Source organism: Ochrobactrum sp. S1502_03 (assembly GCF_044435015.1).
GTDB classification, from domain to species: Bacteria; Pseudomonadota; Alphaproteobacteria; order Rhizobiales; family Rhizobiaceae; genus Brucella; species Brucella chromiisoli.
Map to the genome: position 1 here is coordinate 64,918 of NZ_JAYEXN010000008.1, position 15,864 is coordinate 80,781.

The window sequence follows — 15,864 nt, forward strand, 5'->3', positions numbered from 1 at the left end:
ATAAACATAATTAATGATAGAAAATTATAATTGCACCTCTTCGACAAGCCGGTGACCGACAGCGCTCAGCTCGTAACGGGTGCGTTGCGTTCGCTCGTCTCTTTGGCGGATGCGAAGAGAGCCGCCCTCTGCACCAAGCGTCACAAGCTCCCGCAACACAAGCGCATGCGCAACGCCAAATATCCGTGAAAAACTGCGGCTGTCCGATGCAATATCGCGTGCTGCGGCAGCAAGAATACCCGCGCCGAGCCGTGAAATTTTACCTGATGCCGCCTCAAGTGCATCGACCAGCGCCATATACTCGGCTTCTTCGCTCACGCGCGCACCGCCTGCACAGGACGAAATGACACGATAACCGATTTTGATGTCGGCGTATCGCTTCCGTCACCTGCACTGCCAAGTGGCACAAGGACATTCATCTCGGGATAATAACCGGCAATACAGCCACGCGGTATATCATAAGGCACAAAGCGGAAATTGCGCGCGACCCGTTCAATCCCATCATCAAAATCACCGACAATATCGGCCCGATCACCCGCTTCAACGCCAATATCCGACATATCGGCAGGGTTCATGAACACGACCTGTCGTTCGCCGTAAACGCCGCGATAGCGGTCATCCATGCCATAAATGGTCGTGTTATACTGGTCATGGCTGCGGAAGGTTTGCAGAACATAACGCCCCGGCTTATCACGTGCCTGCTGGTGCTCAACGGCTTCCGGCAGCGCACCGCTCCAGAATGTCGCCTTGCCTTTGGGCGTTGCCCATTCGAGTTCGCGCGCGCTGTTGCGCAAATGAAAGCCGCGCGGCACGCGAACACGCGCATTGAAATCATAAAAATCAGGCAGTACCCGCGCTATATGATTGCGGATGAGATCATAATCATCAGCCAGTTCAAGCCAATTAACCGGCTTTGGCCCCAATGTTGCATTGGCCAGACCGGCAATGATCGCAACCTCTGAACGCAGCAACGGCGATGCGGGTTTATTAATGCCCCCCGATCCATGAACCATGCTCATGGAATCCTCAACAGTCACAATCTGCGCAACGCCTTTGGAATTGAGATCAATTTCCGTGCGTCCAAGGCATGGCAGGATAAAGGAATCCTCTCCCGGCACAAGATGCGAATGATTAAGCTTGGTCGCGATATGCACGGTCAGCCTTTGACCGGATAATGCCTTGGCAATCATCGGGCTGTCCGGTGTTGCGCGCGCAAAATTGCCACCAAGGCCGATAAATGCCTTTGCCGAGCCATCAAGCATCGCACCAATCGCGGCCAGCACATTGTGCCCCGGCGCACGTGGTGCGCTGAAACCAAATTCTTTTTCAAGCGCATCAAGAAACGCTGCTGACGGCTTTTCATTGATGCCAACCGTGCGATCACCCTGCACATTGGAGTGGCCGCGAACAGGGCAAAGCCCGGCACCGGGCTTACCGATATTGCCGCGCAACAGCATGAAATTGGTGATTTCACGGATCGTGATCACCGAATGGCGGTGCTGCGTAATGCCCATCGCCCATGTGCAAATAACCTTGTCAGCCTGCATATAAATGCGTGCTGCGTGTTCAAGCGACGGACGCAGCAAACCGGACTGGTCTTCAATTTCCTCCCAGGTCGTCGCATCAACAGCCTTGCGATAGGCTTCAAACTCTGCCGTATGTTGTGCGAGAAACGCCCGGTCGAGAACCGAAGGCTCTCCGGCGGCAAGTGCTATATCATCGGCGGCAAACACAGCCTTGGCCATGCCGCGGAATGCCGCAAGATCACCCCCAAGACGCGGTTGATAATAGTCGCTTGCAATGGCTTCGCTGCCGCCATGCATCATTTCAAGTTTGTCCTGCGGATCAGAGAACCGCTCAAGGCCACGCTCGCGCACTGGGTTGAACACCACAATCTGCGCACCACGCTCCGCTGCGCGACGCAGATCGCCCAGCATCCGCGGATGGTTGGTACCGGGGTTCTGGCCGACCACGAAAATCGCATCGGCCTGCTCGAAATCTTCAAGCAGAACCGTCCCTTTGCCAACACCAACAGATTGCGTCAGAGCCACACCGCTGGCCTCGTGGCACATGTTGGAGCAGTCGGGGAAATTATTGGTGCCATAAGAGCGCACAAAAAGCTGGTAGAGAAAAGCGGCCTCATTGGAAGCACGGCCCGATGTGTAGAATTCAACCCGATCAGGGTTGTCAAAGCTCTTGAGAATATTGCCAATGGCAGCAAAAGCCTCATCCCATTCAACGGCTTCGTATGTATCAGTCGCCGCGTTGTAACGCATCGGATGCGTAAGGCGGCCCGTGTTTTCCAGCGCATAATCCGTCCATGCGCGCAGTTCGGACACCGTATGCTCGGTGAAAAATTTCGGTGTTGTGCGCCGCTCCGTCGCTTCCCAAGCGACAGCCTTCACACCATTTTCACAAAACTCAAAGGAAGAGCCGTGTTCCGGGTCGCCCCATGCGCAGCCGGGGCAATCAAAGCCGTCAGGCTGATTGGCCTTGAGAAGGGCGCGCGCACCTGTCAGCGGTGCACCGCTGGCCAGCAATTGCTTGCCACAGCTTTTCAACGCACCCCATCCGCCGGCAGCACTCGACTTCTTGCCAATAAATCTGGTGTCGTGAGTTTTGCTCATTTTGCTATCCTCGACTGCACAGCGTTTCAGCCCAACCCTTTATGTACAACAATGCTACTTTTTTCAGGCTATTGACCTTCAATATGCGTCAAAAATGGCCGCTAATTCTCACAAGCTTATCTGTACGTCATAGCATATGGCATCGATATCTCAGTCACAAAAGCCAGTAGATAGTATAGTTGAAAGAGAGATGTGATCAAATAACCGAGAGTGAACAACCAACGCCTGTTGGATCGCTCTTGATTTCCCTGAAACAATCAGTCATTCGACTGGTAAACAAAACTGACCACAAAGGGAGAGACCATGCCCAACATCGTCGAGATCGCTGATCTGAAGCGACTTGCCAAGCGCCGCGTCCCGAAAATGTTTTTCGACTATGCGGATTCAGGGGCTTGGACGGAATCGACTTATCGCGCCAACGAAGCTGATTTTGCGAAGATCAAGCTTCGCCAGCGCGTGCTGGTTGATATGACCAACCGTTCGCTTGAAACGACGATGATCGGCGAAAAAGTCTCAATGCCAGTGGCAATTGCCCCGACAGGCCTCACCGGCATGCAGCATGCAGATGGTGAAATGCTGGCCGCACAGGCTGCTGAGGCTTTCGGTGTTCCTTTCACCCTTTCAACCATGAGCATCTGCTCAATCGAAGATGTGGCCTCTGTGACCAAAAAGCCTTTCTGGTTCCAGCTCTACGTCATGCGGGATCGCGAATTTGTCAAAAACCTGATCAGCCGTGCCAAAGCGGCTGGTTGCTCGGCTTTGGTGCTGACACTTGATCTGCAAATCCTTGGCCAGCGCCACAAGGACCTGCGCAACGGACTTTCCGCGCCGCCAAAATTTACCCCAAAGCATATCTGGCAGATGGCGACCCGGCCCGGCTGGTGCATTGGCATGATGGGCACACAGCGCCGGACCTTCCGCAACATCGCAGGCCATGCAAAGAATGTAACGGATCTGTCCTCCCTTTCTGTATGGACGAATGAACAGTTTGATCCCCAGCTCAACTGGAACGATGTTGCATGGATCAAGGAACAATGGGGCGGCAAGCTGATCCTCAAAGGCATCCTTGATGTGGAAGACGCACAGATGGCAGCCAAAACCGGTGCCGACGCCATCATCGTTTCCAATCATGGTGGCCGCCAGTTGGACGGTGCCGCTTCATCCATTTCCATGCTTAAGCCGATTGTCGATGCGGTCGGCGACAAGATCGAAGTGCATATGGATGGTGGCATCCGCTCCGGGCAAGATGTGCTCAAAGCGCGTGCGCTCGGTGCTCAGGGTGTCTTTATTGGCCGTCCATTCCTTTACGGGCTTGGTGCCATGGGCAAGGAAGGCGTTACACTCGCGCTGGAAATCATCCGCAAGGAGCTCGACATTACCATGGCGTTGTGCGGCAAGCGCAACATCGATGATATTGATCAAACAATAATAAAATCGACGGACTTCAAGTAAAAAAAATATAGACACCGTATTTTAAAAAAACATTTAAAAACAAACAGATAAAGCGGCGATTTGATTGCATCAGATCGCCGCTGCGAAACTTATTCTTTACAACCCGCACTACATATTTAGCACTCCCTAATAGAAAGTAACATTAACTTAAGCATATTCATTTACCATCTTCAGCTAACGGTTCTGGGGCCGACATTGGTTTATTTTGGAGTTGGTTAGATGAAAAATGTTTCCGCGATTGCGCTCATGGCATGTGGGATGCTGATCGCTGTAAATGGAGCGCACGCAGCTGACATTATTCTTGACGATCCGGTTGTTGCGCCGGCTCCATTGCCTGTCGCTGCGGGTTGGTACATTCGCGGTGATATCGGCTATAATTTCAAAAACAAGACTGACGGCGATTGGGCCTTCTGGAATCAGTTTGACCCACCTTATCGCGGCATTGATGACAATCTGCGTTATGACGATTTCAAACTCAAAGGCGGCGCTTCATACGGTCTCGGTGTTGGCTATCGCTTTAATGAAATGCTGCGTACCGATGCCACACTGGATTTCTTCCGTGCCGGCATCAACGGACGGACCGCCTGCCCAAGCTACATCAAATCTGCCAAGGGCTTTAATCCCGTCGAAGACAATTGCAATTACGAAGATAACTCGACAGCAAATATCTGGACAGCCATGGCCAACGCCTATGTTGATCTTGGCAAGGTTGGCGGCCTGACACCTTATGTCGGTGCGGGGCTTGGCGCAGCATTCGTCAAATACGACACATGGAAAACCCATGAAGTTTGCGCGGGCTGCTCTTACACAAGCGATAAGGACGGACTGGACAGCTGGCGTTTTGCAATGGCTCTGATGGCCGGTGTCAGCTACGATCTCACCGACCAGCTCAAACTTGATGTTGGCTATCGCTATCTGCGTGTCAATGGCGGCAAAGCTTATGCGTTCGATGCGGCAGATCAGAGCACAAACCCTTACGGCAATGCGGTCGGCCCCGGCGCAACAGGCGCACAGGCACGCGATAACGGCTTTAACCTCCATACTGTCCGCGCCGGTCTTCGTTACGAATTCCGCTAAAACAAGCGTATGATCATCAAGAGAAGCCCGGCCCTGCGCCGGGCTTTTTCATGCACGACTTGTGGGCGCTTTTGACAAAAGCACGGTGCGGATCGCAAAGCTCGAATGAATGCGCGCAACGCCGGGCAGCCGCGAGAGAATTTCCTTATGAATGATTTCATAAGAAGCCGCATTCTCTGCCTCAACCCGCAGAATATAGTCGGCATCCCCCGTCATGAGATAACATTCCTGCACTTCAGGATGGCGGCGCACCGCCTCTTCAAAGCGGTTGAGATATTCTTCCGTCTGCCGGTCCAGCGTGATGCGCACAATGGCGACAAGCCGCTCATCGCCGCCTGAAGACCCGACAATGGCGGTATATCCGCGAATGACACCGCTTTCCTCCAAAATCTGCACGCGCCTGAGACAGGCCGACTGTGACAGCCCCACTTCGCCTGCAAGCTGGCTATTGGTCATACGACCATCGCGCCTGAGAGAGCGGATGATATTGCGGTCTATGCTATCCAGTATGGCCATGCAGAATCTTCAACTCAAAAGCTAATAAGTGCGCAAATCATGCAAAAATTCGCATATTATGCGAAAAATTGCAAAAACATTCGAATAGTCTTCGACTATCATGATCGCTATTGTTTTGGAGGCAATCCATTATGGCCTTTGCTTTCCGCAACAATCAGCTTTTTGGGGGGAAGCGGATCAGTCCTGTTCATCCCGCAATCATTTGAGTGAACTGGAAATGACCGATATGTCGATGCATTTTTCCCAGACCGAACACGACCTTGCTGCGGGTGGCATATTAACGATCGACCTTGCGGCTCTGCGTCATAATTATTCGACAATTTCCAGTCGCATCGCCCCCACGCGCACCGCCGCTGTGGTGAAGGCTGATGCTTATGGCCTTGGTGCAAATCGCGTCGCACCGGCTTTTTATGAAGCAGGCTGCCGCGATTTCTTCGTCGCCCATCTGGGCGAAGCCATTTCGCTCCGGCCTTTTCTCAATCCGGATGCAACGCTTTACGTGCTCAATGGCCTTCAACCCGGCACAGAAGCTGCCTGCGCACGCGAGAAAATCCTGCCGGTTCTCAATTCGCTGGAACAGATTGAAAACTGGTCGGCACTGGCTGCAAGCTTGAACGAAAAACTGCCCGCTTTGCTGCAAATCGATACCGGCATGTCGCGTCTTGGCCTGTCGGCCAAAGAACTTGACCAACTGGTCAATGACCAGCATCTGCTCGACCATATCGATGTCAAATTTGTCATCAGCCATCTGGCGAGCGGCGATGAGCCGCAAAATCCGGCCAATGCCCGCCAGCTTGCAGCCATGAATGCAGCGCTCGCGCGTCTGCCAAAACTGCCCGTGGCATTTTCAAATTCCGGCGGCTGCTTCCTTGATCAGATTTATCACTTCAATCTCGCTCGTCCCGGTGTCGCCCTTTATGGCGTCGGCCCGGACGCCCGCGAAAATCCAATCCGCCCCGTGCTCGAACTATCCGCACGCGTCATTCAGGTGCGCGATATCGACAAGGGCGCGGCGGTCGGCTATGGCGGCACCTTTATCGCAGAAAAACCCATGCGCATTGCAACCATTGCAGTCGGCTATGCCGATGGCTGGTTCCGCTCTTTGAGCAACAAAGGATCGGCCTTTTATGGTGACACGCGCCTGCCGATTGTCGGGCGCGTTTCGATGGATTCCATCACGCTTGATGTCACGGCCCTGCCGGAAGACACGCTCAAGCTCGGCAGTCTGGTTGAACTCGTCGGCCCGCATCAACGGCTTGAAGATGTGGCGCGGGATTGCGACACAATTCCTTATGAAATTCTCACATCATTAGGCCACCGCTATGCCCGCGTTTACAACGATAGCGAAGCCGGCACACACGCATAATAATAAGAGGCGAACATGCATATCATCATTCTGGGCAGCGGCGTTGTTGGCGTCACCACTGCATATTATCTGGCCAAGCTTGGCCACGAGGTCACTGTCGTTGACCGTGAAGAAGGCCCTGCACTGGAAACAAGTTTCGCCAATGCCGGTCAGGTGTCGCCAGGCTATGCTTCACCTTGGGCCGCACCCGGCATTCCGCTGAAAGCCGCAAAATGGCTGTTTCAGAAACATGCGCCGCTGATTCTGCGCCTGAGCTCTGATCCAAAGCAGTATAGCTGGCTGTTGCAGATGCTCGCCAACTGCACAGAGAGCCGCTACAAGGTCAATAAAAGCCGTATGGTCCGCGTGGCCGAATATAGCCGTGATTGCCTTATCGCGCTGCGCGATGAGACTGGCATTCAATATGACCAGCGCATGCAGGGCACCTTGCAGCTCTTCCGCGAACAGTATCAGCTCGACGGCATCGGCAAAGATATTGAAGTGCTGCGTCAGGATGGCGTGCCGTTTGAAGTGCTCGACCGCGAAGACTGCGTGCGCATTGAGCCTGCTCTGGCGCGCGCCCGCGATAAATTCGTCGGCGGCCTGCGCCTGCCAAATGATGAGACCGGAGACTGCTTCAAATTCACCAATGAACTGGCGAAAATTGCCGAAGGCCTTGGCGTCAAGTTCCGTTTCGGCATCGATATCAAATCGCTTTTGCTGACAGGTGGAAAAGTCTCCGGTGTCGAAACGTCGGAAGGCATTCTGACAGCTGATCGTTATGTTGTGGCGCTCGGCAGTTATACGCCCGCACTGGTCAAGTCGCTTGGCCTGAACGCTCCAATCTATCCGGTCAAAGGCTATTCGATCACCGCTCCGATCATCAATGAAGAACTGGCGCCGGTCTCGACCGTGCTTGATGAAAGCTACAAGATTGCCATCACCCGCCTTGGCGACCGCATCCGCGTGGGCGGGATGGCCGAAGTCTCCGGCTTTACCAAAGATCTGCCGGCAGCACGTCGCGCAACGCTTGATCTGTCGGTGAGCGACCTGTTCCCCGGCGGCGATCTCAAGGCTGCAACCTTCTGGTCGGGCCTGCGTCCCATGACGCCGGATTCAACGCCGATCATCGGAGCAACCCGCTACGAAAACGTGTTTATCAATGCGGGCCACGGCACACTTGGCTGGACCATGGGCCCCGGCTCCGGCAAGCTTCTCGCAGATCTTATTTCCGGCAACAAACCGGACATTCAGGCCGACGATTTAAGCATCGCCCGCTACTCATAAGCTGAACACTATCAAAAACTTGGTGGTGTGCAGGCGCTCACCACCTCGCAAGCCACCGGTCCCACGCATTTGAACCGATGCGGTAGCTTGCTTGAGAAATAATAGGCATCGCCCGGACCAAGAATGCGGCGCTCGCTGCCAACCGTCACTTCGATGCGACCGGAAATGACGATTCCCCCCTCCTCGCCTTCATGCATGAGCAGAACCTTGCCGGTATCCGATCCAGGTTCATAACGCTCTTTGAGGATTTGCAGCGAACGCGCAAAGAGGTGATCACCCACCTGCCGATAGGAAATCGGCCCCTTGCCGATCTCCACCAGCTCATCCGCCTGATAGAAAACCTTATGCGGCGCATCCGGTTCCAGCGCGAAAAATTCGGCCATTCCGATAGGAATTCCATCCAAAATGCGCTTTAATGCACCAACTGATGGATTGGACTGATTGGCTTCGATCAGCGATATGGTGGAATTGGTCACGCCAGCCCGTTTTGCAAGCTCTCGCTGAGACAGATTCTGCCGCATGCGCACATAGCGAAGCCTGCCACCAATATCGATACTCATCGACGCGTCCCCTTACTGTTTATGATGTTCGATATATCACAAACTCCCATTTCAAAGCACGAAATTTCAATGCTTTAATATTTAGGAGAAAAGGACTTGTTGCCTTCGAGAAAGCATGTCCTCTTACCCTCAAAAATAGGAGGTTCTAATGCTTAACAACACCAACGCGCCAAGCCTTGATAACTTCTGGATGCCGTTCACAGCGAACCGCCAGTTCAAGGCCGCTCCACGCCTGCTCGCAAGCGCTTCGGGCATGTATTACACCGATGTCGACGGCAATCAGGTTCTCGATGGTACGGCTGGCCTTTGGTGCTGCAATGCCGGTCACGGCCGCAAGCGCATCACGGAAGCCGTCGAGCGCCAGATCTCGACCATGGACTTCGCGCCAACCTTCCAGATGGGCCACAACATCGCTTTCGACTTTGCTGAAAAGCTCGCAGCCATTGCGCCCGGCGGCCCGGATGCCAAGCTGGACCGCGTGTTCTTCACCAATTCCGGCTCGGAATCGGTTGATACCGCTCTCAAGATCGCCATCGCCTATCAGCGCGCCATCGGTCAGGGCACCCGTACCCTCGTGATCGGCCGTGAAAAAGGTTATCACGGCGTTGGCTTCGGTGGCATTTCTGTCGGCGGTCTCGTCAACAACCGCCGCGTCTTCCCGCAAATCCCTGCCGACCATATGCGCCATACGCTTGATGTTGGCCGCAATGCATTCTCCAAAGGTCTGCCGGAGCACGGCATTGAGCTTGCAGACGATCTGGAACGTCTGGTTCAGCTGCACGGCGCAGAAAAGATTGCCGCCGTCATCGTTGAACCAATGTCCGGTTCCGCCGGTGTCGTTCTGCCACCAAAGGGCTATCTCGAACGCATCCGCGCAACCGCTGACAAGCACGGCATTCTGGTGATCTATGATGAAGTCATCACCGGCTTCGGACGCCTCGGCACACCATTTGCTGTCGATTATTTCGGCGTCAAGCCTGATCTCGTCACCACCGCCAAGGGCCTGACAAACGGCGCAATCCCGATGGGTGCTGTCTTTGCAAGCCGTGCGGTGCATGACGCACTGATGACCGGCCCGGAAAACGCCATCGAGCTGTTCCACGGCTACACCTATTCCGGCCATCCGGTTGCCTGTGCTGCCGGTCTTGCAACGCTTGAAATCTACGCCGAAGAAGGCCTGCTTACCCGCGGCGCTGAACTGGCCGAGCATTGGCAGAACGCACTTCATTCGCTCAAAGACGCACCAAATGTCATCGACATCCGCAACTTGGGCCTCGTAGGCGCAATCGAACTGTCGTCACGCGAAGGCGCCATTGGCGCACGCGCTTACGATGTCTTTGTCGATTGCTTCAAGAAGGGTCTCCTGATCCGCGTCACCGGCGATGTGATCGCGCTTTCGCCACCGCTCATCGTGGAAAAGGAACAGATCGACACCATCGTTTCCATGATTGGAGATGCGTTAAAACGCGCGGCCTGATCGCCACCCAGATTAAGCCGCAACTTGGCCGCCGCTTTCCCCTGCGGCGGCTTTTTCATGAATCACATTCTTCGTTGAAGTCGATAAACCGTTCTGAAACCGATTATTTTAGCGCACCATTCTTAAAAGCAGGCCAAAGCTGAAATAACATTACGTTACATGCCTGTCTTTGGCTCTTTGACGCTTTCCAAATTGCACTCTGACGCATGCCGCCAGTCGCCGGCCCCCCTCCTTGAAAACCTCAAATCACCTGAAAATAGATGTTTCACTTGAAGCATTGAACGCTTAAGAAATTGCTGCGATGTTGTTCGCAATTTTCCCATCTCAGGACAGACCATGGCTATTTCAGCAGCACTTGAAAACCGCATCGTTTACGTGAATGGCGAATATGTTGCCGCCCGCGATGCCCGTATTTCCATCTTTGACCGTGGCTTTCTCTTCGGTGACGGCATTTACGAAGTGACCGCCGTGCTTGACGGTAAGCTGGTCGATAGTGATCCGCATATGAAGCGCCTGCGTCGTTCAACCGGTGAAATTGGTATTCCGATGCCGATGAGCGAAGATGAGATGGTCGAGATCGAGCGCGAACTGATCCGCCGTAATAACCTGACCGAAGGTCTGGTCTATCTTCAGGTCACGCGCGGTGACGGTCGCGACCGTGATTTTGTCGCCAAGGGCTTGAAGCCATCGGTCGTTCTGTTCACTCAAGTTAAGGCCCTTGCCAACAGACCGGAAGTCGAAACAGGCATCCGCGTGCTGTCACTTGATGATCTGCGCTGGAAACGCCGCGACATCAAAACCGTCTGCCTTCTGCCGCAGGCGCTCGCCAAAGAAATCGCAAAGAATGCCGGTTGCGATGAAGCCTGGATGCTGGAGGACGGATTTGTCACCGAAGGCGCATCTTCGACCGGCTATATCGTCACGCAGGACGATGTCATCGTCACCCGCCCCAATTCCAATGCGGTGCTTCCGGGCTGTACACGCCTGTCGCTGTTGCAGCTCATTGCCGAGACCGGCATGACGCTCGAAGAGCGTGCTTTCACGCTTGATGAAGCCTATGCTGCGAAAGAAGCCTTCATGACCAGTGCGGGTACGTTCGTAACGCCGATTTCGTTTATCGACGACAAACCAATCGGTGGCGGCAAACCCGGTCCGGTGGCGCTCAAGCTGCGTGAGATCTATCTCGACCACGCGCGCCGCACAGCGATTTAAAAATCATAAATCAAGTTGAAAACAGATCGGGCCGGAACTGAGTTCCGGCCCGACTGGCTCACGCCTCCCTCTCCCAAAAGGGCGGAGCAAAAGCGCGAAAACGCGCTTTTTCTGAGCATTTTTCCGCGAAAAGCGATGTTTAATTCGCGAAAAGTGATGTTCAAAATGTGATTTTCACGGCAAGCTCGTGTTCATAATATGGCCAATTCATGGCAAATCCCTATTTTAGCGGCGTTGGTTGTAAACATCGATGCAAACAGCGCCCAGCAGAACGATCCCCTTGATGACCTGCTGATAGTCGATCCCGATCCCGAGAATCGACATGCCGTTGTTCATCACACCCATGATCAGCGCGCCGATCACAGCCCCCGTCACACGCCCCACACCACCATAAGCCGATGCGCCACCGATAAAGCAGGCAGCAATCACATCAAGCTCAAATCCAAGACCGGCCTTTGGTGTCGCCGTGTTCAGACGTGCTGCAAAAACCAGACCGGCAAGGGCTGCCAGCACACCCATATTCACAAATGCAAGGAAGGTCAGCCGCTCGGTCTTGACGCCCGAAAGCTTCGCTGCATGGCGATTGCCACCGACCGCATAAATCTGACGACCAATAACCGTGCGGCTTGTGAGAAACGCATAGGCCGCGATCAAAACAGCCATGATAATCAGTACGTTAGGCATGCCGCGATGCGACGAGATCAGCAGCGCCAGATAGGCGATACCTGCAAAGAACAGAATATTCTTGACCACAAACAGGCCGAACGGTTCTGTCTCGACCTCATGCGCAATATGACGTGCACGCGAGCGTGTGTTCTGCCAGACGATAAAACCAGCAAGAACCAGACCAAGGATCAGCGATGTGAGATAAATACCGCCTGTCACACCAATGAATTCAGGAATAAAGCCTGACGAGAGCTTCTGAAACATCGGTGGGAATGGACCGACCGACTGTCCGCCGAGCACCGCCAGCATCAACCCCTTGAAAACCAGCATGCCAGCAAGTGTGACGATAAAGGACGGGATATTGAAATAGGCAACCCAGAAGCCCTGCATCGCGCCAATAATCCCACCGGCAATCAGGCACAGAATGGCGGCAATCGGAAACGGAATTCCCCATCGCACCATCATCACAGCAGCCAGCGCGCCGATGAAACCACACACCGATCCGACCGACAAATCGATGTGCCCGGTCACAATAATCAGCAACATTCCAAGCGCCATGATGACGATATAACTGTTTTGTAACACGAGGTTAGTCAGGTTCAGCGGCTTCATCAGTACGCCGCCGGTAACAATCTGGAAAAAGATCATGATTGCAATCAGCGAGAGCAGCATTCCCGATTCACGCAGATTGTTCTTTAAATAGCGCCCCACGCTGCTTGGCGCCTTCTGACCGCCCTGGATAACGTTCTCGCTCATTGTTGTTTTCCTTTGTTCTGCATGATGGCGCGCATGATGTTTTCCTGCGTTGCTGCCTCGCCCGCCACTTCGCCGACGAAAGCGCCCTCGTGCATGACGACAATGCGGTCGCAGATCCCGATCAGCTCCGGCATTTCGGATGAAATGACGACCACGCCCTTGCCGCTGTCAGCCAGTGAATTGATGATTGTATAAATGTCGTATTTCGCGCCCACATCGATGCCACGTGTCGGTTCATCGAGGATCAGCACATCGGGTCCGGTGAACAGCCATTTCGACAGCACCACCTTCTGCTGGTTGCCGCCTGAAAGCGTGCCGGTTTCCTGATAAACATTGTGGCAGCGAATACTCATTTGAGAGCGGTAGTCGTTCGCGACCTTCATTTCGCGAATACTGTCGATCACCCCCTTGGGGCTGACGCCGCGCAAATGCGCGAGTGATATGTTGCGCGAAATATTTTCGCCCAGAACAAGGCCCAGCTTCTTGCGGTCCTCAGTCACATAGGCGAGACCCGATTTGATGGCGCGGGCAACGCTCGAAATATCAACCGGCTTGCCATGCATGCGCACATCGCCGGAAATATTTGTACCCCATGAGCGTCCGAACAGGCTCATGGCAAATTCGGTACGACCCGCACCCATAAGGCCAGCAATGCCGACGATTTCGCCCGCTTTCACTTTGAACGACACGTTTTTAACCGAGTGACGTTCCGGGTGCAACGGATGATAAACCGACCAATTGTCGACCTCGAAAATCACATCGCCGATCTTCGGATCGCGCTTTGGATAGCGGCTTTCCAGATCACGATCGACCATCTTGCGGATAATGTCATCTTCCTCGACTTCGCCCGCATGACAATCCAACGTCGCAACCGCGCGTCCATCGCGCAGCACGGTAATCTTGTCAGCCACTTCGCGGATTTCATTGAGCTTGTGCGAAATCAGGATCGAAGTGATGCCCTGCGCACGAAATTCTTTCAGCAGTGCCAAAAGCGCCGCACTGTCGGTTTCATTCAGACTTGCCGTTGGTTCATCAAGAATGAGCAAGCGTACCCGTTTGGAGAGCGCTTTGGCGATTTCAACAAGTTGCTGTTTGCCAACACCAATATCCGTCACCAGCGTATCAGGCGACTCCGTCAGTCCGACTTTCTTCAAAAGCGCCTTTGTGCGCTGATAGACTTCGTTGCGATCAATCACACCGTAAGAGCCGGGTGGATTGACGAGAAAAATATTCTCGGCAATCGACATCAGCGGCACCAATGCAAGCTCCTGATGGATGATCACGATGCCAAGCGCCTCGGAATCATTGATGTCGCGGAAATGCCGCTCCTCTCCGTCAAAGACAATCGAACCGTCATAACTGCCAGAGGGATAAACACCCGACAGCACTTTCATCAGCGTGGATTTACCCGCACCATTTTCACCCACAAATGCGTGAATTTCTCCCGGCATTACCGTGAAATTGACGTCACTCAACGCCTTCACAACGCCGAAAGATTTGCTGATGCCGCGCATTTCCAGCAGTGGTTTACCGGCACTATCCGGCTGTCCACTGTTCTGCTCAAGCGGGACAGAATTGGTTACGTTCATCGCTCGCTCCCATAACGAACCTGCCATGCCACCACTCCCGGTTTTATCGCCTTCAAAAAGACAACGCTGTCAATCTGTTGGCCTAACCCAGTTCGAAAACTGGGCGGCGGGGATGATGGCATTAGAGCAGGCATGCCGGACGCACTTGTTTTGCGGCGCGTCCGGGCACAAAATTTACTGGATCTGATCTTCTTTGTAGTAACCGCTATCGACCAGAACTTCCTTCCAGTTCGACTTATCGACGATCACCGGCTTGAGCAGATAGGACGGCACAACCTTGACGCCATTGTCATAGGTCTTGGTGTCGTTCACTTCCGGCTCTTTGCCGCTCATCGCAGCGTCAACCATATCAACGGTGACCTTGGCGAGTTCGCGGGTATCCTTGAAGATTGTCGAATTCTGTTCGCCAGCAAGGATCGACTTGACCGAAGGCACCTCCGCATCCTGACCGGAAACGGCAGGCATCGGCATGTCGCCGCTGCCATAACCAACACCCTTAAGCGACGACAGAATACCAATCGAAATACCGTCATAAGGTGACAGAACAGCGTCAAGCTTCTTGTCGGAATAAAAGGCCGAGAGGATTGAATCCATACGTGCCTGAGCGGTTGCCCCATCCCAGCGCAGCGTTGCGACCTTGTCCATGCCGGTCTGGCCGCTGCCAACAACAAGCTTGCCGCTGTCGATGTAAGGCTGAAGAACGGACATTGCGCCATTATAGAAGAAATAGGCGTTGTTATCGTCAGGCGAGCCGCCGAACAATTCGATATAGAAAGGGCCTTCCTTGTTCTTGAGATCAAGTGCCTTTTCAATCGACTGTGCCTGCAACACACCAACCTGGAAATTATCAAAGGTCGCATAATAGGACACATTCGGTGTGTCGCGGATCAGGCGGTCATAGGCGATGACCTTGATGCCTGCATCATTGGCTTTTGCCAGAACATCGGAAAGCGTGGTGCCGTCGATCGATGCCACGACCAGAACCTTGGCACCCTTGGTCACCATGTTTTCGATCTGGGCCAACTGGTTCGGAACATCGTCTTCCGCATATTGAAGATCGGTCTTATAACCGCGCTCCTGAAGCACCTTGACCATGTTATCGCCGTCAGCAATCCAGCGCGCCGACGACTTGGTTGGCATTGCTACACCAACGAGGCCCTTGTCCTCGGCTTGTGCAAAGCCCGTAAAGGCAAATGCAGCTAATGCTGCCGCCAGTGTGAATGATTTTATGCCTGCCATTGTCTCACTCCCATCGTAGGACAGGCTTTTAAGGCCTGCCGTTCTCCCAAAATTTCCGCCC

General features: G+C 53.8%; 13 protein-coding genes. 6 read left to right on the plus strand and 7 right to left on the minus strand.

The genetic code is table 11. The annotated features are described in order from the left end of the window. Positions 1-24 precede the first annotated feature (24 nt). Together VBH83_RS08270 and VBH83_RS08275 are read right to left on the minus strand one after the other, a co-directional pair. Positions 25-297, minus strand: a complete 273-nt coding sequence (locus tag VBH83_RS08270; protein WP_265985710.1) for a hypothetical protein — start codon at positions 295-297, stop codon at positions 25-27. A 17-nt stretch (positions 298-314) separates the two neighbouring features. Beyond that, a complete protein-coding gene (locus VBH83_RS08275) occupies positions 315-2,627 on the minus strand; it encodes an FdhF/YdeP family oxidoreductase (protein ID WP_265985654.1) in 2,313 nt (770 codons plus the stop codon). 303 nt (positions 2,628-2,930) lie between these two features. Here VBH83_RS08275 and VBH83_RS08280 point away from each other — a divergent pair, with 303 nt between their 5' ends. Together VBH83_RS08280 and VBH83_RS08285 are read left to right on the plus strand one after the other, a co-directional pair. Continuing rightward, positions 2,931-4,079 (plus strand): alpha-hydroxy acid oxidase, encoded by a 1,149-nt coding sequence (locus VBH83_RS08280; protein ID WP_265985655.1) that lies wholly within the window; start codon positions 2,931-2,933, stop codon positions 4,077-4,079. Positions 4,080-4,298: 219 nt separating this feature from the next. Continuing rightward, on the plus strand, positions 4,299-5,156 hold the full coding sequence (locus tag VBH83_RS08285; RefSeq protein WP_265985656.1) for an outer membrane protein: 858 nt from the start codon (positions 4,299-4,301) through the stop codon (positions 5,154-5,156). A gap of 48 nt (positions 5,157-5,204) precedes the next feature. On the opposite strand, the gene VBH83_RS08290 is transcribed toward VBH83_RS08285, so the two are convergent. Next, positions 5,205-5,672, minus strand: coding sequence for an Lrp/AsnC family transcriptional regulator (locus tag VBH83_RS08290; RefSeq protein WP_265985657.1), 468 nt, complete (start codon positions 5,670-5,672; stop codon positions 5,205-5,207). A 217-nt stretch (positions 5,673-5,889) separates the two neighbouring features. Between VBH83_RS08290 and alr the strand changes: the two genes are divergently transcribed. Both alr and VBH83_RS08300 read left to right on the plus strand, forming a co-directional pair. Continuing rightward, on the plus strand, positions 5,890-7,038 hold the full coding sequence (alr, locus tag VBH83_RS08295) for an alanine racemase (protein ID WP_265985658.1): 1,149 nt from the start codon (positions 5,890-5,892) through the stop codon (positions 7,036-7,038). A 15-nt stretch (positions 7,039-7,053) separates the two neighbouring features. After that, positions 7,054-8,304, plus strand: a complete 1,251-nt coding sequence (locus VBH83_RS08300) for a D-amino acid dehydrogenase (RefSeq protein WP_265985659.1) — start codon at positions 7,054-7,056, stop codon at positions 8,302-8,304. An 11-nt stretch (positions 8,305-8,315) separates the two neighbouring features. Here the strand turns inward: VBH83_RS08300 and VBH83_RS08305 are convergent, their stop codons facing one another. Next, a complete protein-coding gene (locus VBH83_RS08305; RefSeq protein ID WP_007876209.1) occupies positions 8,316-8,864 on the minus strand; it encodes a cupin domain-containing protein in 549 nt (182 codons plus the stop codon). Between the two features lie 148 nt (positions 8,865-9,012). On the opposite strand from VBH83_RS08305, the gene VBH83_RS08310 reads away from it, so the two are divergent. Next, positions 9,013-10,341, plus strand: coding sequence for an aspartate aminotransferase family protein (locus VBH83_RS08310; protein WP_265985660.1), 1,329 nt, complete (start codon positions 9,013-9,015; stop codon positions 10,339-10,341). A gap of 336 nt (positions 10,342-10,677) precedes the next feature. Further along, entirely contained in the window at positions 10,678-11,553 is an 876-nt protein-coding gene (locus VBH83_RS08315; RefSeq protein WP_265985661.1) for a D-amino-acid transaminase, read from the plus strand. Positions 11,554-11,778: 225 nt separating this feature from the next. Here the strand turns inward: VBH83_RS08315 and mmsB are convergent, their stop codons facing one another. The 3 genes from mmsB to chvE form a co-directional block, all read right to left on the minus strand. After that, entirely contained in the window at positions 11,779-12,975 is a 1,197-nt protein-coding gene (gene mmsB / locus VBH83_RS08320; RefSeq protein WP_396997138.1) for a multiple monosaccharide ABC transporter permease, read from the minus strand. Next, on the minus strand, positions 12,972-14,564 hold the full coding sequence (mmsA, locus tag VBH83_RS08325) for a multiple monosaccharide ABC transporter ATP-binding protein (protein ID WP_323054557.1): 1,593 nt from the start codon (positions 14,562-14,564) through the stop codon (positions 12,972-12,974). Before mmsA ends, mmsB begins: the two co-directional genes overlap by 4 nt. Before the next feature lie 174 nt (positions 14,565-14,738). Then, on the minus strand, positions 14,739-15,803 hold the full coding sequence (chvE, locus tag VBH83_RS08330; RefSeq protein WP_265985663.1) for a multiple monosaccharide ABC transporter substrate-binding protein: 1,065 nt from the start codon (positions 15,801-15,803) through the stop codon (positions 14,739-14,741). Positions 15,804-15,864: the final 61 nt, after the last annotated feature.